17 protein-coding genes and 1 tRNA gene are annotated in these 20393 nt (G+C 70.3%); 5 read left to right on the top strand and 13 right to left on the bottom strand.

From position 1 onward, the window contains the following. Positions 1-7 precede the first annotated feature (7 nt). The 6 genes from ACO2RJ_RS00960 to ACO2RJ_RS00935 are packed head-to-tail and all read right to left on the bottom strand — an operon-like array spanning position 8 to position 6536. The gene (locus tag ACO2RJ_RS00960) at positions 8-418 is read right to left on the bottom strand and encodes a TIGR02588 family protein (RefSeq protein ID WP_423266140.1); all 411 of its coding nucleotides are present in this window, start codon (positions 416-418) and stop codon (positions 8-10) included. After that, on the bottom strand, positions 418-1275 hold the full coding sequence (locus ACO2RJ_RS00955; protein WP_423266139.1) for a TIGR02587 family membrane protein: 858 nt from the start codon (positions 1273-1275) through the stop codon (positions 418-420). Before ACO2RJ_RS00955 ends, ACO2RJ_RS00960 begins: the two co-directional genes overlap by 1 nt. Before the next feature lie 54 nt (positions 1276-1329). Beyond that, entirely contained in the window at positions 1330-2109 is a 780-nt protein-coding gene (locus ACO2RJ_RS00950) for an ABC transporter ATP-binding protein (protein ID WP_423266138.1), read from the bottom strand. Continuing rightward, positions 2096-4018 carry a dipeptide/oligopeptide/nickel ABC transporter permease/ATP-binding protein gene (locus tag ACO2RJ_RS00945; RefSeq protein WP_423266137.1) on the bottom strand — a complete coding sequence of 641 codons (1923 nt, stop codon included), beginning with the start codon at positions 4016-4018 and terminating at the stop codon, positions 2096-2098. Before ACO2RJ_RS00945 ends, ACO2RJ_RS00950 begins: the two co-directional genes overlap by 14 nt. After that, positions 4015-4962, bottom strand: coding sequence for an ABC transporter permease (locus tag ACO2RJ_RS00940; RefSeq protein WP_423266136.1), 948 nt, complete (start codon positions 4960-4962; stop codon positions 4015-4017). The genes ACO2RJ_RS00945 and ACO2RJ_RS00940 overlap by 4 nt, the downstream gene beginning before the upstream one ends. After that, entirely contained in the window at positions 4959-6536 is a 1578-nt protein-coding gene (locus tag ACO2RJ_RS00935; protein WP_423266135.1) for an ABC transporter substrate-binding protein, read from the bottom strand. Before ACO2RJ_RS00935 ends, ACO2RJ_RS00940 begins: the two co-directional genes overlap by 4 nt. Before the next feature lie 154 nt (positions 6537-6690). On the opposite strand from ACO2RJ_RS00935, the gene ACO2RJ_RS00930 reads away from it, so the two are divergent. Further along, positions 6691-6766 (top strand) — tRNA-Ile (locus tag ACO2RJ_RS00930). A 196-nt stretch (positions 6767-6962) separates the two neighbouring features. Then, entirely contained in the window at positions 6963-7520 is a 558-nt protein-coding gene (locus ACO2RJ_RS00925) for a DUF1003 domain-containing protein (RefSeq protein ID WP_423266134.1), read from the top strand. Positions 7521-7556: 36 nt separating this feature from the next. Here the strand turns inward: ACO2RJ_RS00925 and ACO2RJ_RS00920 are convergent, their stop codons facing one another. From ACO2RJ_RS00920 to ACO2RJ_RS00905, 4 genes are all read right to left on the bottom strand, one after another. Beyond that, positions 7557-8066, bottom strand: coding sequence for a MarR family winged helix-turn-helix transcriptional regulator (locus ACO2RJ_RS00920; RefSeq protein ID WP_423266133.1), 510 nt, complete (start codon positions 8064-8066; stop codon positions 7557-7559). A gap of 427 nt (positions 8067-8493) precedes the next feature. Continuing rightward, positions 8494-8883, bottom strand: a complete 390-nt coding sequence (locus ACO2RJ_RS00915; RefSeq protein ID WP_423266132.1) for a hypothetical protein — start codon at positions 8881-8883, stop codon at positions 8494-8496. Positions 8884-9002: 119 nt separating this feature from the next. Then, positions 9003-12152 carry a multidrug efflux RND transporter permease subunit gene (locus tag ACO2RJ_RS00910; protein ID WP_423266131.1) on the bottom strand — a complete coding sequence of 1050 codons (3150 nt, stop codon included), beginning with the start codon at positions 12150-12152 and terminating at the stop codon, positions 9003-9005. After that, positions 12149-13312, bottom strand: a complete 1164-nt coding sequence (locus ACO2RJ_RS00905; RefSeq protein ID WP_423266130.1) for an efflux RND transporter periplasmic adaptor subunit — start codon at positions 13310-13312, stop codon at positions 12149-12151. The genes ACO2RJ_RS00910 and ACO2RJ_RS00905 overlap by 4 nt, the downstream gene beginning before the upstream one ends. Positions 13313-13594: 282 nt before the next feature. On the opposite strand from ACO2RJ_RS00905, the gene ACO2RJ_RS00900 reads away from it, so the two are divergent. After that, complete coding sequence (locus ACO2RJ_RS00900) at positions 13595-13792, top strand: hypothetical protein (protein ID WP_423266129.1); 198 nt, start codon at positions 13595-13597, stop codon at positions 13790-13792. A gap of 3 nt (positions 13793-13795) precedes the next feature. Here ACO2RJ_RS00900 and ACO2RJ_RS00895 read toward each other — a convergent pair whose 3' ends face one another. The 3 genes from ACO2RJ_RS00895 to ACO2RJ_RS00885 all read right to left on the bottom strand — a co-directional run bounded on the left by ACO2RJ_RS00895 (position 13796) and on the right by ACO2RJ_RS00885 (position 17585). Beyond that, a complete protein-coding gene (locus tag ACO2RJ_RS00895; RefSeq protein WP_423266128.1) occupies positions 13796-15127 on the bottom strand; it encodes a hypothetical protein in 1332 nt (443 codons plus the stop codon). Positions 15128-15234: 107 nt separating this feature from the next. Further along, positions 15235-16485, bottom strand: coding sequence for a hypothetical protein (locus ACO2RJ_RS00890; RefSeq protein ID WP_423266127.1), 1251 nt, complete (start codon positions 16483-16485; stop codon positions 15235-15237). Further along, a complete protein-coding gene (locus ACO2RJ_RS00885; protein ID WP_423266126.1) occupies positions 16482-17585 on the bottom strand; it encodes an ELM1/GtrOC1 family putative glycosyltransferase in 1104 nt (367 codons plus the stop codon). Before ACO2RJ_RS00885 ends, ACO2RJ_RS00890 begins: the two co-directional genes overlap by 4 nt. Before the next feature lie 89 nt (positions 17586-17674). On the opposite strand from ACO2RJ_RS00885, the gene ACO2RJ_RS00880 reads away from it, so the two are divergent. Both ACO2RJ_RS00880 and ACO2RJ_RS00875 read left to right on the top strand, forming a co-directional pair. Further along, positions 17675-18403 carry a 2,3-bisphosphoglycerate-dependent phosphoglycerate mutase gene (locus ACO2RJ_RS00880; RefSeq protein WP_423266125.1) on the top strand — a complete coding sequence of 243 codons (729 nt, stop codon included), beginning with the start codon at positions 17675-17677 and terminating at the stop codon, positions 18401-18403. Between the two features lie 114 nt (positions 18404-18517). Then, complete coding sequence (locus tag ACO2RJ_RS00875) at positions 18518-20362, top strand: ABC transporter ATP-binding protein (RefSeq protein WP_423266124.1); 1845 nt, start codon at positions 18518-18520, stop codon at positions 20360-20362. Positions 20363-20393 lie beyond the last annotated feature (31 nt).

The raw sequence follows: 20393 nt of genomic DNA, 5'->3' as shown, positions 1-20393 counted from the left end.
CGTCTCCTTACGGCTTGCGATACGAAACGGCGGCGATCTCGAGCGCGCCCGACGCCGGGTCGCGCCGCAGGATCACCCCGGCCTCCCGGCGCGAGCGGCGCGCGACGTAGTCGAGCGTGGTCTCGATGTCCTCGACCGTCCGATCGCCCTCCTTGAGCGTCGCGCGGACGACCACCTCGGCCGCGGTCGACGGGCCGCGGTTCTCGGTCTCGAACCGGACGACGAAACCGGCCTCCGTCGGCGTGACGGCGATCACGCGCGTCAGAAGGATCGGAGGCCCGTCCCGGGCGACCGCGGCCTCATAGCCGAGCATCCCCAGCACGGCGACGACGATGAGCGCGCCGAGCGCGCCGACCGCCCATTCCAGCCGGCCGACCTCGCGCGGCTTCGCCGCCTCGTCCTGTCCGTTCTCCGCCATCAGTCGCCGCCTCCCACAATCAGCCGCGCGAAGGCGGCGCCGATGGCGGCGGGAAAGCCGAGCGTGACCACGAGCCGCAGCGTCGCCACCGGCCCGAGATCGTCGAGCCTGCCGAACGCCCAGAGCATCGCCGCAGCGACCAGCAATGCGACCGCGTAGCCTCCGAGCGTGTAGCGGACGAACAGGCTCCAGAAGCCATGCCCTTCCGGCCGCCGCGCGTCCTGCCCGGCGAAGCGCACGAGATAGACGATCGCGTGCATTGCGATCAGCGAGACCAGCACCAGCGCGATCGCGTGATACGGCCCCATCGAGGCCGCGATCAAATCGATCTCCTCGGTGGGGGCGATGTTGAAGGACAAGAAAAGCGCGCCGGCGGCCAGGAACAGCAGGTCGCCGGGGTAGCCGGCCTGCCGGTTGCGGCGCTTTTCCTTCTCGTCGCTCTGGCCGAGCTGCCCTTGCGCGAGGACCGCGCCGAAGCTCGCCGGCACCGTCTGGATGACGATCGCGCCGAGCGCTTCGTCGAAGGAGTGCTGCGGCTCGATCAGGCCGAACAGAGCGAGCACCGCCGCCGACACGACGAAGCCCACCGCGATCGCCACGAAGGCGTCGCGCACGTCGTCGAGCCAGGTCTCCGTGTCTTCAAAGCCGACATAATGCGACAGCCCGACGAGCAGGGGCAGGACGCCCGCCAGGATGACCGCAATGCGCCAGCGCTCGAGCGTCGCGCCGAGCTGCCACATCTCCATGGTCATCAGCACGGGCAGCACGAAGACGATCGCCCCGCCCGCCGCGCGGCCGAGGTCGAGCGCGAAGCCGTGGTCGATCTCGCGACGGCGGTCGGCGGCGGAGGCGCTCATCGGGGGAATGGCTGGGACATCTGTCGAGCCGAGATCGGGCGGCGGAGGGCTTCGTCAAGCCGCCTCGAAGCGCGCCGCCGCGATCAGGCTTCGCGTGTAGTCCTCGCGCGGCGCCGCGAGCACGTCGCGGCAGGCCCCCTCCTCGACCACGCGGCCCCGCCGCATGACGGCGATTCGGTCGCAGAGGCTTTCGACGACCGCGAGATCGTGGCTGACGAAGACCATCGCGATGTTTGCGTCCGTCCGCAGGCACCGCAGCAGCGCGAGCACCTGCGCCTGCACCGAGACGTCGAGCGCCGAGACCGGTTCGTCGAGCACGAGGATCGCCGGCGCCGCCGCCAGGGCGCGCGCGACGCCGACCCGCTGCAACTGGCCGCCGGAGAAGGCATGCGGATGACGCGCCGCATGGTCGGGCCGAAGACCGACCATCGTCAGCAATTCGGCCACGCGGTCGCGCCGCTGCGCCGCGTTCAGAGTGGTCAGCCCGATCAGCGGCGCCTCCAGCGCCTGACCGACCGTGCGGCGCGGATTGAAGGCGCTGGCGGGGTCCTGGAACACGAACTGGACGCGGGTCAGCAGCCGCCTCCGGTGGACGCGCCGCCTGGCGTCGACCGCTTCGCCGTCGAGCGCCACCGATCCGGAGTCGGGCGCCGACAGGCCGACCAGCATGCGCGCCAGCGTCGACTTGCCGGAACCGCTTTCGCCCACGATTCCGAGAGCCTCGCCCGCGGCGACGCCGAGCGTCACGCGGTCGACCGCGACCAGCGCCGCCGCGCCCGACCCGAAGGTCCGCATGACCTCGCGCGCTTCGAGAACGAGCTCAGGCGCGGCCATCGGCCACCATCTCGGTCCGGATGCAGCGCGCCGCCCGTCCCTCCCCGACGGCCGTCAGGGCGATGGGCGCGGCGCGGCATGCGTCGATCGCGAGCCGACAGCGCGGAGCGAAAGCGCAGCCGGTGGGACGTCGGTCGAGCGGGGGCGGAGAGCCCTCGATCGCATCGAGCGCGCGATCCGGCTCGCCGAGCGTCGGCGCGCAGGCCAGAAGGCGCGCGGTGTAGGGATGGCGCGGCGACGCCAGCACCTCAGCTGTCGGACCCTGCTCGACGATTTCGCCGGCATACATCACGGCCACGCGTTCGCAGAGCGCCTGGATGACCCCGAAGTCGTGGCTGACGAAGATCAGCGCCGCGCCGCGCTCCCTGCGGATCGCGGAGAACAGCGCCAGCACGCGCGCCTGGGTGGTGGCGTCGAGGGCCGTGGTGGGTTCGTCGGCGATCAGCACGTCGGGGTCGTTCGCGAGCGCCATGGCGACGCCCACCCGCTGGCGCTGGCCGCCGGAGAGTTCGTGCGGATAGGCGGCGAACACGCGCTCCGGATCCGGCAGGTCCACATCCGCGATCAGCGCGCGGGCGCGTGTCCCCGCCTCGCCGCGTCCGACTCTCCTGTGGCTGCGCACGGCTTCGGCGATCTGGCGGCCGACCGGCATCAGCGGGTTCAGCGTCGTCGACGGATCCTGGAAGACATAGGCGATCCGCGCCCCGCGGATTTCGCGAAGGCGTTCGTGATCGGCCTCGAGCAGGTCTTCGCCGTCGAGAACCACCCGCCCGGCGACGATCACCCCCGGCGGAGAGGCGGCCAGCCGGGTCACCGACAACGCCGCGACCGACTTGCCCGAGCCGGATTCCCCCACGACGCCGAGCGCCTCGCCGGGCGCGAGCGCGATGTGGAGGTCGCGGATCGCGGGGTGCCGGCCGGACGGCCCGTCGAAGGCAGTCTCGAGTCCCTCGATCACGAGAAGCCCGTCCTGCAATTGTGACGCCGGCGGAGCGCGCTGGACCGCGGTGGCGGGCGCCGGCGCGCCGCCCCGGCCGCCTTCCGCGAGGCGCGGGTCGAGCAGGTCGCGCAGGCCGTCGCCGAGCAGGTTTAGTCCGACCACCAGCAGGAAGGTCGCGACGCCGGGCGCCGCGGCGACATGCGGAGCCGCGACCACGAGCTTGCGCCCGTCGCCCAGCATGGAGCCGAGATCGGCCTGAGGCGGCTGCGCGCCGAGCCCGAGGAACGAGAGGCCCGCCGTCTCCAGGATCATCCAGCCGACTGTGGTTGCGGCGGTCACCACGATGAGCGGAGCCACGTTGGGCAGCACCTCGGTCAGAAGAATGCGAAGGTCGGACAGCCCCGCAAGCCGGGCGGCGTCGACATAGTCGCGACGGACGACGCCGAGGGCGGCGCCGCGCGCCGCCCTCGCGAAGAAGGGCACGTTGACGATGGCGATCGCCAGCGCCGCGTTCGCCAGACCCGGACCCAGCGCGGCGACCACGGCCAGAGCGAGCAGCAGATACGGGAAGGCCATCAGCACGTCGATCAGCCGCATCAACGCGGCGTCGACCAGCCGGCCATAGAAGGCTGCGACCAGCCCGATCGCCGACCCCACAAGCGCCGCCGACAGCGTCGCGGCGGCGCCGACGGCGAGGCTGACGCGCAGCCCCCAAACCACGCGCGCGAGCACGTCGCGGCCCAGTTGATCTGTTCCGAGCAGGCCGTGATCGCCGAAGGGCGGCCTCAACCGGTCGGTCGGGACCGCGAGATTGGGATCGGCGATCGGGAGCCAGGGCGCCGCCAGCGCGGCGAAGGCGAAGACGGCGACGATGACGAGCCCGGTCGCGGCGAGCGGCTGCCGTATGAGCCTCCCGAAAGGCCGCGACGCTGCGAACGCCGCGTCGCCGGCGACGGCCGAGGCGCTCATGTCCGCAGCCTCGGATCAAGCGCGGCCTGCGCGAGATCTGTCGCGACATTGACCAGCACGTAGAGCGCCGCGACCGCGAGCACCCCGCCCTGCACCAGCAGAATGTCGCGCCGCCCGATCGCCTCGACGAGCATGCGGCCGACGCCCGGCCACTGGAACACCGTCTCGACATAGACCGCGCCGCCGAGAACGTAGCCCGCCTGCAGGCCGATCACGGGGACCACCGCGACCAGCGCGTTCTTCAGCGCATGGACTCCGATCACCCGATCCTCGACGACGCCCTTGGCGCGCGCGGTGCGCACGAAGTCCTGCCGGACCACCTCGAGCATCGCGGCGCGCGTCACCCGGCCGAGGATCGCCGTCGCCACCACGGCGAGCGTCGTCGCCGGCAGCACGAGATGATGGAGAAGATCGAACGCGCCGCCGCCGCCGAACAGCGAGGTCATGCCGCCGGTCGGGAACCAGCCGAGACCGACGGACAGCCACAGGATCAGCAGGATCCCGAGGAAGAAAGAGGGCGTCGACACCCCGATGAGCAGCGCGATGCGGATCGCGCCGTCGGCCCAGCCGTTCTGGCGGACCGCCGAGACCACGCCGGCGGCGACGCCGAACACCACGCTGAGCGACAGCGCGGCGCCGGCGAGGATCAGGGTCGGCGGCAACCGATCCAGCACCTCGTCGAGCACCGGCCGGTCGAGCGCGTAGGAGCGCCCGAGATCCCCCGTCGCGACGCCCTTCGCCCAGGCGAGGTAGCGGACGGGCAGCGGCTGGTCGAGGCCCAGTTCGGCGTTCAGGCGCGCGACCGTCTCCGGCGTCGCGAAGGTCCCGAGAATGGCGAGCGCAGGATCGCCGGGGATCAGCGCGATCACGAGGAACACGACGATCGACACCCCGAGCAGCACGGGAACCGCGAGCGCAAGCCGTCGCAGGGCGAAGGCCGTCATCCCTTTCCGACGTCCTTCAGCTCGACCAGGAACGACGGCTCCAGGCGGAAGCCGGTCACGCCCTTCGCGGTCGCCGCCGTCTGCTTGCCGCTCGCGACGAAGGCCCAAGGCGCCGCGTCGTGAACGAGGTGGTCGACGCGCCGGTAGAGCGCGTTCCGGGACGCCGGATCGGTCTCCCGCCGCGCCTGCTCCAGCAGACCGTCAAGCTCGGCGTTCCCGAAGGAGCCCGCGTTGAAGCCGCCCTTCTCCGGCGTCGCGGCGGCGCGCAGCGCAAGATAAGGCAGCGTGTCCGGGTCGTTGGTCATCCACGCCATCTCGGCCATGTCGTCCGATTTGAGGCCGCCGTTCACCCGCGCGAGATAGGCGTTCCATTCCATGGTCTCGATGCGCACCTGAAGACCCACTTTGGCGAGGTCGGACTGGATCGCGGTCGCCATCGCGATCGGCTCCAGCATCCCCGACCCGCCTTGCGCCGCGAGCAGCGTGAGGCTCTCGCCCTCAGCGCCCGCCTCGCGGATCAGCGCCCGCGCCGTGTCGGGGTCATAGGGGTACGGCTTCAGATTCGGATCGCTGGCGTCGCCAAAGGCCGGCGGGATCGGGCCGGCCGGCACGGTCGCCGCGCCCTGGAGGATCGCGTCGACGATGGCGCGCTTGTCGATCGCATAGTTCACCGCCCGGCGCACGCGGACGTCGGAGAACGGCCCCTCCTTCGCGTTCAGGATGAGGAACCACTGATGCGGCCCTTCCGCCTCGTGAAGCGCGAAGCGGTCGGACCGGCGGAAGGTCGCGAGCGTGTCGGGCGGAACCTCCAGCATCAGGTCGAGCCCGCCGGCCAGCATCTCGCTCACCCGCGCATTGGCGTCGGCGATCGGGCGGAACACCAGCGCGGCGAGCTTCGGCGCGCCGTCCCGATAGCCGTCAAAGCGCTCCAGCCGGACCTGCCGCTCGCTCTGCCAGACCGCGAAGCGGAACGGCCCGGTTCCGACCGGCGCGCGCGCGAAACCCTTGCCGAGCCGCTTTACGGCCGTGGGGGAGACGATGAGGCCGGCGGGGTAAGCGAGGTTCGACAGCAGCGGCGCGAAGGGCTGGTCCAGCCGAAAGCGCACCGTGAGCGGATCGACCACCTCGATCCGCTTCACCGCCTGGAAGAAGAAGGCGAGCGGGAACGGCCCGGTCGCAGCCTGCGGGTGCTTCGGCTCGAGCATGCGCTCGAAATTGAACTTCACGGCCTCGGCGTCGAACGGCGTGCCGTCGTGGAACCGGACGTTCGGCCGGAGATGGAACAGATAGGTGCGGCCGCCGTCGGCGATCTCCCAGCTCTCCGCCAGCCCCGGCTCCGGCTCGAGCGAGCCCTTCTTGAAGCGCGTCAGCCCCTCGAACAGATTGACCAGGATGCGGAAGTCGTTGGTCGCGGAAACCGCCGCCGGGTCCAGCGATTTCGGCTCGGCGATCTGTCCGACGACCAGCGTGTCGGCCGGGATCGCCGCCTTGCCCGGCGCCCACGCCACGAGCGCCGCCACGCCGAGCGCGAGCGCGCCTGCGATCGCCGCGAAGGCCCCGCCGATCCGCCCCATCCCACCTCCTCTTCCGGTCGCCGCCGCGCGATCCCCCGCCGAGCCCTAAGCCCGGCCCGCCCTCCGCGCGATCCGCGCCGCGAGGCGCCCGCCATCACCTTTCCCGACGGCGGACGATGACAAGCCCCGGCCTGTCGGCGTATGCCTGCGGCGGGGGCCTGTAGCTCAATGGTTAGAGCCGACCGCTCATAACGGTCTGGTTGCAGGTTCGAGTCCTGCCGGGCCCACCACCCCCTTGCGAAGCAGTCGATCCCTAGGGCGGATGCGAGGCGCGTTCGAACCGGGGCGCATCGTCGACCCGGAGGCGAACGACCGTGAGACGGTGGCCGCGCTTATGCGCCCCCCACTGCGGAAATGGTCTCCGATATGCTTACGGCGCGGCATGACCCCCTCGCGCGTCATGCCCCATGAGGAGCCCTAAGGTCCATGACGACGATCCATCGCGACATCCCCTCCCTCGCCCGCCGTTGGTTCGGCAAGGACGAGAGCGATCTCGACGACAGCGAACGGCTCGTCCTCGGACGCACGGTTGAGCGCCGCCCCCTCTCGCAGGACGTCAACGAGACCTTCGACGGTCAGCTCAGCTTCGGCGAGAGAGTCGCCGACAAGGTGGCGACGTTCGGCGGCTCGTGGACGTTCATCATCAGCTTCTGCGCGTTCCTCGCCTGCTGGGCGGCCGCGAACGCCCTGCTCGGCCAGAGCGCCTTCGACGCCTATCCCTTCATCTTCCTGAACCTGCTGTTGTCCATGATCGCGGCGCTCCAGGCGCCCGTGATCATGATGAGCCAGGCTCGCCAGGCGGAAAGGGATCGGCTGGACGCGCGCCACGATTACGAGGTGAACCTCAAGGCCGAGATCGAAATCATGGCGCTGCACGACAAGATGGACCACCTGCGCACTGAAGCGATCGAGGCGCTGCTGGTGAAACAGCAGGAGCAGATCGACCTCCTGACGCGCCTGTTGCGGAACGACCGCGACGTCTGAGCCGCGAGCTTCGCGCGCGCGCCGTCGCCCGGGGCGTCAGGTTCCGGGAACGCGATCGGGGCTCGCGGCGTCGAGCCGCTCGATCACGAGGTCGATGTCGCGGCGCAGCCGGCCGATCTCCTCGTCGGACATGGCGAGCTGGCAGACGACGCCGGCGCGCACGCCGGTCGCTTCGTCCCGCAACGCCTGGCCGCGCGCCGTCAGCGTCACCTCGACCTCGCGCTCGTCGGCGCGGCTCCGCGAGCGCGCCAGTAGCCCGGCCGTCTCCATCCGCTTCAGCAAGGGCGTCAGGGTTCCCGAATCGAGGCGCAGTCGCCTCCCGAGCTCGGACACGCTCTGCGCGTCCTGCTCCCAGAGCGCGAGCAGCGTCAGGTACTGCGGGTAGGTCAATCCCAATGCGCCGAGCCTGAACCGATAGGCCCGGGTCATAGCGTGGGCCGCGGCGTAAAGGCCGAAGCACAGCTGATTGTCGAGCCGCAACGCCTCATATCCGCGGTCGTCTGGGACCGCGAGGACGGAGTCGGGACTGGGGGCGTCGCTCGTCATCACGTCTTGGTCGCTCGCATGCTCGGTCGACTCGGCCCGGCGCCGGACCCATGCGCGAGTCGTCTGGTGCGCGGTGGTCGCTACGCAAATAACACGCCGCGACGGCGAGCGAACCATTTCCACATCATCGCGCTGCGCTTCTTGACGGATCGGAACCGGGAAAATCGAAAACTCCGGGCTTCCCCGAGCGTCGTGACCGCGAGGCCGCGATCCGTCGGGGGCGACGTCGAGACCCCCGGGGGCCGACGCCGCTCGACGGTCTGGCCAGACCGCGGGCCACGCGTGGTCACGCGGCGACGCCTCAGCGCTCCGCCTCAACGCCGGAATCGGCGGCGCGAGGACGGGCGCTCTCGTCTGCGGCCATGAGGGCCCGCCGGACTTGGGAAAGCGGCGGCGGTTCAGGCCGGCCCCACGTCAGGGCCTCGCGTCAGGGCTTCGCCACGTGCCACACGCCGTTCATGAAGCCGTCGCCGACCACGTCACCCGGTTTTGCGTCCTTGACGAAGGCGTAGAGCGGCTTGCCCTTGTAGGCCCACTGCTTGCCGCCGTCGTCGCGCGTCACGACCGTCCATGCGCCCGCGGCCGTGTCGGAGCTCGTCGCGGCGAGCGGCGGCCAGTTCTCCGCGCACTTGCCGTTGCACGCCGACTTGCCCTGGCTGTCCTTGTCGAAGGTGTAGAGCGCCATGCCTTTGTGGTCGGTGAGGATCTTGCCTTTGGCCGAGTCCGCGGTCATCGCCGGTTCGGCGGCGAGGACGGCGGTCGAGGCCAGTCCGGCGAAGAGGGCGGCGAGCGCCATGCGGGAGAAGGTCTTGAGCATCGGGGCGTCTCCTTGTCGTTGGCTACGAGGGCAAAGACACAATCGAGGCCGGATTATTCCACGACCTCGTCGACAAATTTTCGTGGGTCCCCTCGACGCGCCCGCGGCGGGGAAGCCCTCTACTCCGCCGGGTCGGCCGCGGGCGTGCCGGCGCCCTCCGGAGCCCGGCGCCGGTGGCGGGCAAGCCGGTCGAGATAGAGATAGACCACCGGCGTCGTGAACAGCGTCAGGATCTGGCTGACCGCCAGACCGCCGACCATTGCGTAGCCGAGCGGCTGGCGGAGCTCGGAGCCGACGCCGGTTCCGAGCATGAGGGGCACCCCGCCGAGCATGGCGGCCAGCGTCGTCATCAGGATCGGCCGGAAGCGCAGCAGGCAAGCCTTCCTGATCGCCTCCTCGGGCGTCAGCCCCTCCCCACGTTCGGCGGCGATGGCGAAGTCGACCATCATGATCCCGTTCTTCTTCACGATGCCGATCAGCAGCACGATGCCGATCAGCCCGATCAGGCTGAACTCGAAGCCTGCGGCGTACATGACGCCGAGGGCGCCGAGCCCCGCGGAGGGCAGCGTCGAGAGGATCGTCAGCGGATGGACGAAGCTCTCATAGAGGATGCCGAGGATGATGTAGACCGCGATGAGCGCCGCCAGGATCAGCAGCGGCACGCTCGAGATCGATTTCTGGAACGCCTGCGCCGTGCCCGCGAAGGAGCCGGCGAGCGAGGCGGGCGCCCCGAGCTCGCGCTGCGTTCGTTCGATCGCAGCCGTTGCTTCCCCGAGGGCGACGCCCGGCGCGAGGTTGAAGCTGAGCGTCACCGCCGGGAATTGGCCCTGATGGTTGATCGTGAGCGGCGCCGTGTCGTCTTGCGACCAGGAGGCGAGCGCGGACAGGGGCACCTGCTCGCCATTGGCGGGCGACCGGACATAGAGGCGCTCCAGCGTGCCGACGTCGCCGCGCTGCAGCGGCGGCGCCTCGAGGATCACCCGGTAGCTGTTCAGCTGGGTGAAGAACTGCGCCACCTGCCGCTGTCCGAAAGCGTCGTAGAGCGTGTTCTCGATCGCCTCCGGCTGGATGCCGTAGCGGGAGGCCTGGTCGCGGTCGATCTTCAGAGTCAGCGTCGCGCCGCTGTCCTGCTGGTCGGTCGCGACGTCGCGGAGTTGCGGCAGCTGCTTCAACGCGGCCAGCATCTTGGGCGCGAAGTCGTCCAGCGTCTCCAGGTCCGCGTCCTGAAGGACGTACTGGTACTGCGTGCGCGTGCGGCGACCGCCGAGCCGCACGTCCTGCGCCGATTGCAGGAAGAGCTGCGCGCCGGTGATCTCCGCGAGCTTCGGCCGGAGCCGCGCGATCACCTCGTCGGCCGACGCGTCGCGCTCGTGCTGGGGCTTCAGCGTGATGAAGGTCCGCCCGGCATTGGGGGCCGACGCTCCGCCGCCCGCGCCGATCAGGCTACCGACCGTCGCGACGGCGGGATCCCCCAGAACGACGGCGTCCAACGCCTGCTGACGTTCCGCCATCTCCGCGAAGGACACGTCCTGCGCCGCCTCGCTGGAGCCGGTGATCAGGCCGGTGTCCTGCTGTGGAAAGAAGCCCTTGGGAATTATCACGAACAGCGCGACCGACGCGGCGACGGTCGCGAAGAACACCAGCAAAGTGACGAAGCGCCACCTCAGAACGAGGTCGAGCCCACGCTCGTAACCTCTCAAGAGCCCTTCGAAAGCGCCCTCGATCGCGTTGTAGATCCGGCCGTGCCGCCGATGCCGCTCGTCCTTCAGCAAGCGCGCCGCCATCATCGGCGTCAGCGTCAGCGAGACGACCGCCGAGACCACGATGGTGATCGCCACCGTCATCGCGAATTCGCGGAACAGACGGCCGATGATGCCGCCCATCAGGAGCAGCGGAATGAAGGCCGCGATCAGCGACACGCTGATGGAGACGATGGTGAAGCCGATCTCCCCCGCCCCCTTCACCGCGGCCTGGAACGGCTTCATGCCCTCCTCGACGTGGCGGGCGATGTTCTCGACCACCACGATCGCGTCGTCGACGACGAAGCCGACGGCGACGACCAACGCCATCAGGGAGAGATTGTTGAGGCTGTAGCCGAAAGCGTACATCACGGCGCAGGCGCCGAGGAGCGAGATCGGCACGGCGAGCGAGGGTATGACCGTCGCCCAGACGCTCCTGAGGAACAGGAAGATCACGGCGATCACCAGCGCGATGGTGATGGCGAGCGTGAGCTCGACCTCCTCCAGCGAGGCCCGGATCGTGGTCGTCCGGTCGCTCATGATCTCGACCTTGAGCGACGGCGGCAGGGACGCGGTCAGGCGCGGCAGTTCCGCCTTGATGGCGTCGACGGTGTCGACCACGTTCGCGCCGGGCTGCTTGCGGATGACGAGGAACAGGCCGCGATGGCCGTTGATCCAGGCGGCCTGCAGCCGGTCCTCCGGCCCCGCAACCGCCTGGCCCACGTCACGCACGCGCACGGGCGCGCCGTCGCGATAGGCCAGGATCACGTCGTTCCACTTCGAGGCTTCGGTGAGCTGCCCGTCCGAATAGATCGTCAGCGCGCGGCGCGCGCCGTCGATGACGCCGTTCGGGCTGTCGGTCGTGACCGTCGCCATGACGCCCCGGATCTCCTCCAGCGTCAGGCCTTTCGCGGCGATCTTGCGGGGATCGATCTGGACGCGGATCGCAGGCTTCTGCTCGCCTCCGATGGTCACCTGCCCGACGCCGGCGATCTGGCTGATCTGCTGGGCGAGGCGGCTGTCGGCGAGGTCGTTCGCTTCGATCAGCGGCAGGGTGTCGGAGCGCACCGACAGAAGCAGGATCGGGCTGTCCGCCGGGTTGGTCTTGCGGTAGCTGGGCGGCGACGGCAGGTTCGGCGGCAGCTGGCCGCCGGCCACGTTGATCGCGGCCTGGATGTCCTGGGCCGCGGCGTCGATGTCGCGATCGAGGTCGAACTCCGCCGTCACCGTGGTCGCGCCGATCGCGCTCACGGAGGTGAGCTCGGTCAGTCCCGGGATCTGGGCGAACTGACGCTCGAGCGGCTGGGCGACGGAGGAGGCCATCGTCTCCGGGCTTGCGCCCGGAAGCGTCGCGGTGACCTGGATCGTCGGGAAGTCGATCTGCGGCAGGGGCGCGACTGGGAGCCGCAGGAAGGCGAGCGCGCCGGTCAAGGTCACGGCCGCCATCATCAGCCAGGTCGCCACCGGGCGGCGGATAAAGGGGCCGGAGACCCCGCCTCCGGCGGATCCGCCCGGCCCGGAGCCGATCATTGCGCGGCGCGGCCTTCGCCCGGACGCGCGCCGGCCTCCGCCTGCGGAGCTTCGGCGGCGTCGAGGCGCGCTCCGGCCTGCACGCGGGAGGCGCCCGCCGTGACGACCCGATCGCCTGCGGCGAGCCCGTCGCTGATGACCGCGACGCCGTCCGCCTGCCGCGCCACGGCGATCTTGCGGCGATCGGCGGTGGAATCGTCCTTGAGGACATAGGCGAAGGCGCCGTCGGGGCCCCGCTGCACGGCGTCGTCCGGCGCCGTCACCACATTCTGCAACGTGTCGATCAGAATGCGCACGCTGACCGACTGGCCGGGCCAGAGCGCGCCGTCGCCATTTGCGAAGGTCGCCTTCGCCTTGAAGGTGCCGGTCGCCTGGTCGATCTGGCTGTTGAGCACGCTGAGTTCGCCTGCGCCGAGCTCGCGCCCGTCCGGATCGATCGCCCACGCCCGCACCTCGCCGCGCTTCAGCGCGGCGGAGACGTCGCCGAAATGGCGCTCGGGCAGCGTCATGACGGCCGTGATCGGCTGGACCTGCGACAGCGTCACGATGCCGGTGGCGTCGGAGGCGCGCACCAGATTGCCCTTGTCGACCAGACGGAAGCCGACGCGGCCGGCCATCGGCGCGCGGATGGTGGTGTAGGCGAGCTGGACTTCCGCGCTCTCGACCGCCGCTCTGTCGCCGGCGACGCGGGCGGTGAGCTGCGCCACCATCGCCTTCTGCTGGTCGACCTGCTGGCGCGAGGCGTAGGCGCTCTGCGCGAGCTGCTGCGAGCGCGCGAGATCGCGCTCGGCGTTGGCGAGCTGCGCCTCGTCCTGAGCCTGCTGGGCTTTCGCCTGGTCGAGAGACGCCTTGTAGGGGCGCGGATCGATCTCCGCGAGGAGATCGCCTTCTTTGACCGTCTGCCCCTCGGCGTAGGCGATCCGCATGATCTCGCCGTCGACGCGGCTCCGCACCGTGACGACGTTGAGCGGCTGGACCGTCGCGAGGCCCGTCAGCGACACCGGAACGTCCCCGCGGCTGACGGCCGCGATCTGAACGGGGATGCGCGCGACAGGCTTCGTCGTCGGAATCGCGGCGTCCGCCGCCCAATGCAGGCGCCACGCCGCGCCGCCTATGACGACCAGCGCGACCATGACGAAGAGTGAGGCGCGGCCTGCCATCGATCGGCGATCTGCTCCAATGCGCGGGGCGCGGCGAGCCGCGGGACTCGCTGACCCTCTCAACGTCCGCCGAGCCGAAGCCCTTCGCGCAGAAAGATCACGGACGCGCGAGCCATGCGCGACGGCCTCGTGAAGGTTAGCGCAGTCGCGTCTCGCGTGCGACGGCCGCATCGCGCCCCGATTGGCGGGGAGGCGCTGCATGAAAGACGCGGAATTCGCCGCCGACGCACTGGTCAAGACGCCGCCGCGCCTCATCTGACGCGCCTGGGAGGACGTTCACATATGCATGAATTCGAAATCGGAGCTCGGGCCCGCTTCGTCGGGAGCCCTCTCGGACCTAAGCCGCAGCTTGCGGAGATCGTCGCGCGACTGCCGGCCGAAAACGGCCAGCTCGGCTATCGCGTGCTGTGCCTCGACGACGGGCGCACGCGCCACGTCGCCGAGTCGGAGCTGATCCCGCTGGATTCGGTCGCGGGCTGAGGATCAGGCGGCCTTCGCCGCCACCGCCGATCCCTCGTGAAGCTGGGCGCCCTCGCCGGTCTCGCTCCGGTCGACGGTGAGCAGCACCCAGCGCAGGCCGGGGTTTCGGTTCGACGCCAGTTCGAACTGCAGCCGCCACCAGGACGGCGGCAGCGGGGCCGCTCCCGCGACCATCAGGGCCGGATCGACCGCGACCGCCGCATAGACGAACCGCTCCGCAGCGGCGAACAGTTCGTCGAGCGCCCAGGGCACATCCTCTTCCGGCATGGCGGACAGCGAGTCGATCGCGACCACGCCGTCGAAGCGGCCGGTCACCGGGGCCGCGAACGGCGCCGCCCCATCGCGCGACGTCACGGTGGTTCCCGGCCAGGCCCGCTCCCCGCCGCCGGGGCGCGGCGCGGAATAATCGAGCAGCGTCTTGGCGCCGCTCATCGCGACGAGCCGGGCGACGTCGCCGTCCGTCTTCTTCTCGCCGCCGGCGTTCGCGGGCGCGCCGTTCGCGCTCCGCGCGAGGTAGTCGCGGAAATGCGCCCCCGGCGACTCGCGTGTGAAGCCGTTGAACCGCGCGGCGTCGGCCGCTCGCTCCAGCGCGAACCAGACCTCGCCTTGCGGGTGCTCCTGGTAGCGCAACTGATCGGGAAACGGTCGCCACGGCTGCGACTGCAGCGTGGTGAAGTGGAAGCATTTGGACCGACCGGCCACGAATTCCTGGTCGCGCGCGTTCCACTCGCCCGGCAGCCGCCCCCACAGCCCGTTGTCATAGGCGGCGTCACGGAAATGCTTGTGCCTGAGGCCTTTGCGCGCGTCCTCGATCGTCCAGCGCGCCGCCATGACGTCACAGTCGATCAAGGTGACCGAGTTGTCGCGCTCGGTGATGCAGAGGATGCCCGCGCCCTTCATGTCGAGATCGAACATCTCGGCCGGGTCGGCGAGATAAATCTGGTCGACGTCGTTGTAGATCGCCCGGCCATGGTTCCCGGCGAGCGCTGGGATGGCGTAGCGGTAATTGGTGAAGCCGGTCTTCCAGCCCGATCGGTCGAAGCCTTTGAGGTCTTTCATCAGATAGACCTCGTAAACCCGCGCCGGATCGCGATGCTGCTTGACCGACCACAGGAACACGCGTTCGGCGCGGGCCTGCAGGGGCTCGGTGCCGAGGAAGATGCGGACGGGCGGCTTCGGGCTCGGAGTCACGCCCGGCTCGACGTCGAGCCTGAACACCTCGGGCGCCTCGCGATGGCCCTCCGGCCGGGGCCGGTCCTTCTGGAACCAGAAGCCCGGCTGGCGGTGATACCACCGCGTCATGAACTGGGTTTCTTTCTCGTACTTCTTGGCCACGTCGTCGTTCGCCCCGATTGGGCGCCTCTCAATGTCCGACCGGTCGTCGGATCTGGATTTTCCCGGCGACGAAACTACGCCCCGGCCCTGCCCTTCGGCAAGCGAGCTCAAGACGGAGCGCGCAACTTACGCGCATCTATGGCGGCTTTTAGGACATCGCCGATCACGACGAGCTCACCTTGGAATTGCTCGAAGAGATCGAGCAGGAAGTTCAATTCCGCGTCGGCGTCGTGTGCGGGAGCGAAGGCGTTCGGCGTTGCAGCGTCGCCCGGATAGGCGCCCGCCGGATGCCGGAACAGGTCGATCCCCGCGACCACGAGGCGCTGCGGCCTGAGCGCGACGGCGACCGCCAGCATCGCCGCGCCGTTGGTCGGACGGACCGCCCCCCAATCGAACGCCGCGAGCCCGGGCGCGACGGAGCCGACGCGCAAGAAGCGCGTCCGGCCGCGGCCCGGCCTGAGGAAGCGCGCGCCGACCAGCCGCTTCTCCGCTCCCGCCGACTGGACGCCGAAAATCACGCCGTCGAGCCGGGCCATGGTCGGCGTGCCGCCGGTGAAGACGACGTCCGGGGAGGTCAGCAGCCCGCGCTCGGCCCAGGAATGGTTGACGCGGAACAGCGCATCGCAGGCCGCCGCCGCGACCGCCGGATCCTCCGAGGACGGGCCGTTGCCGAGGCACAGGATGCTCTTGGGGCGCCCGATCTCCTCGAAAAGCTCGCCCGCGCCGTCGATCCGGCGCAACCGCCGCGCAAGCGCGCGGCGGCCGATCGGCGTCTCAATCGCGCGCAGCAGCGCGGCCGGGACGCCCGTGACCTTCCGCGCGGTCTTGCGGCGGATCTTGATGTCGCGGGCAAGGATTTCGCCGAGGAAGCCGACGCCCGTCTCCCGTCCGAGCGCGCGGTCCGGACCCGCGGCGGACAGGCCCTCTCCGATGGCGACGACGGCCTCAGCCGCGGCGCGCACGTCGGCCGTCGGCTCGGCCGCCCGGTCGCGGGCGCGCAGCGCGACGAGGGTAAGGCCCTCGTCGGCGATCGCGCGAAGCAGCGATCGACTCAGCGCGACGTCTTCGAGCGCAGCCGCCGCGCGGAAGTTCGAGCGCCGGACATAGCGCCGCGCCGCAAGTCTCGGGATCGCCTGCACGGCGCAGCTGGGGAAGCGCAGCGTCAGCCAGTCGAGCAGAGGATCGGGCCCGCTCAGGATGATCCTGAGACGCGCGAAGCGCGCGCCGACCGCCTCGATGATCGGCGCTGCGGCCTCGAAGGCCTCCTGCGAGCCGCCGATCAGCCAGAAGGATCGCTCCTTCTGCTTGGCAGGCAGGCCGACCCGTTCCTCGAGCCGGGCCACGCCCCGGGCGCTCACGCCGATGTCTCCGGCGCCCTCGTGATCAGCCCCGCGATGCGCCGGGCGAGCGCCTCGGTCTCGGCGTGAGGGGCCGGCGGCGAGCGATTGAGCTTGCCTTCGAACACCCGTCCCCAGCCGTGTTCGGCGATCAGCCGGTGCATGAGGCCGAGGTCCCGGCGGGGCGTCATCCAGCCGTCCCGCAACAGGCGGCGGGCGAGCGGGGCGAGCGCGCTGCGCCCGCGCGCGAGGCGGGAGACCCGCTTGACGAGCCTTCCCTTGCGCGTCGTCGGGCGCTCGATCAGCGGAAAGATCGTGAGAGGCTTCGCCGTCGCGACCGCCTCGGCCAGCATCGATTCGCTCTCGCCCGTCACCACGATCAGATCAGCGTTCGCGAGATAGGCGAGAAAGGGATTGTAGGCCGCGTCGCGCCGCCATTCGTGAATCCGCGCCGCGGGAGCCCCGCGCTTCAGCCCCGCAATCGCGGTATCGCCCGTCCGGCGGCTGGTCACGATGAAAAGCGATCCGCCGAGCGCCTCCGTCGCGTCGGCGATTTCGCGGGCCATGCGCTCGGCGAAGGCTGGAGAGAGCTCGTGCTGCGTGGTCGCGCCGCCGACGAGGAACAGCACCCGCGGTTCGGCGGCCCCCGCCATCGGGTTCGGCTCCGCGGCGCGGACGCGGTCGAGGGTTAAGGCGTCGACCTGCGTCGGCGGCACGACGAGTTCGAACAGGCCGGGATGCGGCGGCTGCTGGAAATGCGCGCAGCGCGCCGTCAGGTCGGCGAAGTCGCCCGGCGTCTTGCGGCCGAGCAGAACGACGCGCGTGCGGCCCGCGCTCGCCCGCTTGATCCAGCGCGCGACCGGCGACACCCGGCGTCCCATCCCGATCACCACGTCGGGGAACGGCGGCGCGATCAGCTTGCGCGACGCCCCGTCGAGCGTCGACAACGTGGCGCCGAGAACCGGATTGGGCAGCCTTTCCCGCTTGTTGAACGCGAGAATCTTCTCCTCGGCGGGCCAATCGAGCGCTCGCGCCGCGCCAAGGACTTGCGTCCGATGGCCGGGCCGATCATCGATCAGCAGCCAGACCCGCGGGCGGGATGCGTCGGTCCTGTCGCTCATCGGGGCGCTGGGACGGCGGCCCATCTCGTCCGCATCGTCGGTCTGTCCAAGAATTCGTCGGTCCAGAGCCCTACAAACAACGGCAAATCATGGCAACTCTCGTTCTTATACGCCACGGCCGCACGGTCTGGGGCGAGGAGAATCGCTTCACCGGCTGGGGCGACACGGCGATCGACGATGTCGGCGTGAAGGAGGCGAAGGCCGCCGCAAGCCTGCTCAAGAAGCTCGGCTCCTTCGATCTCTGCCTCTCCTCGCGGCTGAAGAGGTCCCAGCAGACGCTCGAGATCATCGCCGAGACCATCGGCCTCGGCTCCGGCGCGCTCGCCAGCGACTGGCGGCTCAACGAGCGGCACTACGGGGCTCTGCAGGGCGAGCTGCGCGACGACATGGCCAAGCGTTACGGCGACGCCCAGATCGCGGAATGGCGGCGCTCGTTCCATGGCAAGCCGCCCGCGCTTCCCGAGGACGATCCGCGCCTCGCCGAACAATTCGAGCGCTTCCCCGAAATCGACCCCGCATTGCAGCCGCGCACGGAAAGCATGGCGGACGGCGCGGCGCGCACGCGCCCGGTCTGGACCGAAATCATCGCCCCGGCGCTGAAGGCCGGCAAGGACGTGCTCGTCGTCGCCCACACGAGCCCGATCCGGGGCATCGTGCGTGAGATCGAGGGGCTGACCGACGAACAGTGCGGCTCGTTCCGGGTCGCGACCGCGGTGCCGAAGCGCTACGTGTTCGACGACGACCTTGCGGTGATCGACAACCGCTATCTGCTCGGCGGCGTCGGCGACCGGATCCGCCTTCTCAAGAAGCAGGCCTGACGCGGGGCGCCCGTGGGTCCGCTTGAGACGAAAGGCGATTGCCCCTAGACAGTGCGCCATCGCTCAAGGCCCGTTCCCCCGCGAACGCGCCGTCCGTCCCCCTTGCCGGCGCACATGACCCGCGCCGCGACGATGGTCGCCATGCCGCTGCAGCGGACCGAAACGCCCGAAAGACGCAGGAAGCGCCCGCTCTCGACGCTGATCCGAATCGCGTCGGTCATTCCACTCAGGCGCACCTACGTCACCCTGTTCTGTCTGGTGCTGGCCGGGGCCGCCGAAGGGCTCGGCGTCGCGAGCCTGTTGCCGCTCGTCACCATGGTCGGCCCCGAATCCGGCCCGCCGAAGGGGGTCGGCGGCCAGATCGTCGGAGCGATCGAGGGGATCGGCCTCGAGCCCAGCCTCGGCCTGTTCGTGGGCCTGCTGATCGTCGGCATGGTGCTGAAGGCCGCGCTCACTTTGGTCGCGATGAACCAGGTCGGCCGCGCGGTCGCCGACGTCGCGACCAAGATGCGGCTCGACCTGATCGACGCCCTGCTCGCCGCCCGCTGGTCCTATTACGTGCGCCAGCCGGTGGGCCGCTTCTCCGCCGCCCTGAGCTCGGAGGCGGTCCAGGCCGGCGAGGCCTACACCGCCGCCGCCCGCTTCGCCTCGGAGCTCATCCAGGTCGTGACCTATGCGACCGTCGCGACGCTGTTCTCCTGGCAGCTCGGCCTGCTCGCGCTCGGCGTCGGGCTGCTGATGGTGCTGACGCTGAACCGCTTCGTCACGATCGCGAAGCGCACGGCCCAGAAGCAGAAGCGCCATGTCCGCGCGATGGTCGCCGGGCTCACCGATCTGCTCGTCGGCATCAAGCCGATGAAGGCCATGGGCCGGCACGCGCGTTTCCAGGCGCTGTTCGAGCGCGACGCGGAGAAGATCCGCCGGGCCCAACGCAAGCAATCCTTCGCGCGTGAAGCCAACAAGGCGCTGCAGGAGCCGATCCTCGCGGTCTGCCTCGCCATCGGCATGTATCTGTCGGTGTCGGTCTACGACCTGTCGGCCGGGCAAGTGCTGGTCATGGCGCTGCTGCTGGCGCGCACCGTCACCGCCATCGGCAAGGCGCAGCAAGCGCTGCAGGCGGTGCGCGTCGCTCAGGCCGGCTTCCTCGCGATCTCCAATACGATCGAGGTGGCGCGCGGCATGCGCGAGGCCGGTCACAAGGGCGTGGCGCCGAGTTTCGAGATGGCGATCGAGTTCCGCGACGTCACCTTTGGATTTGGCGACGCGGAGATCATCCGTGGAGCGAACTTCACGGTGCCGAAGGGAAAGGTCACGACGATCACCGGCACGTCGGGCGCGGGCAAGACCACCATGGTCGACCTCCTGCTCGGGCTGCACGAGCCGACCGGCGGAGACATTCTGATCGACGGCACGCCGCTCAGGCTGCTCGATCTCGAGGCCTGGCGGCGCATGAACGGATACGTGCCGCAGGAGCTCATGCTGTTCCACGACACGCTGCGCTCCAACGTGACGCTGGGCGAGCCGAACTTCACGGACGAGGACGTCATGCGGGCGCTCGCCGAGGCCGGGGCGGCGGATTTCGTGTCGAAGCTGCCGGAAGGCATGAAGACCGTGGTCGGAGAGCGCGGCACCCGGCTGTCGGGCGGTCAACGCCAGCGCATCGCGATCGCCCGGGCGCTCATCCACCGTCCGCGGCTGCTCATCCTCGACGAGGCGACCACCGCGCTCGATCCGGAGACGGAGGCGAACATCGTGCGGAACGCCGTCGATCTGGCGCGCGAGAGCGGACTCACCGTGCTCGCGATCTCGCATCAGCCGGCCTGGGCGCGGGCCTCCGACAATGTCGTGCACCTTTCGGAAGGCCGGATCGTGAGGATTGACAGGCCGGGCGAGGAATGGTCGACCCGCGCCGAAGCCGACCTCGCCCGCCGCGTCCAGACCGCCGGCCCGATGAACTGACGGCCGGCCGGCGCGGCGCGCGCCCCGCAGG

The organism is Hansschlegelia sp. KR7-227 (assembly GCF_049446035.1).
Lineage (GTDB): Bacteria > Pseudomonadota > Alphaproteobacteria > Rhizobiales > Methylopilaceae > Methylopila.
This window is presented reverse-complemented; position numbering and strand designations above follow the sequence as displayed.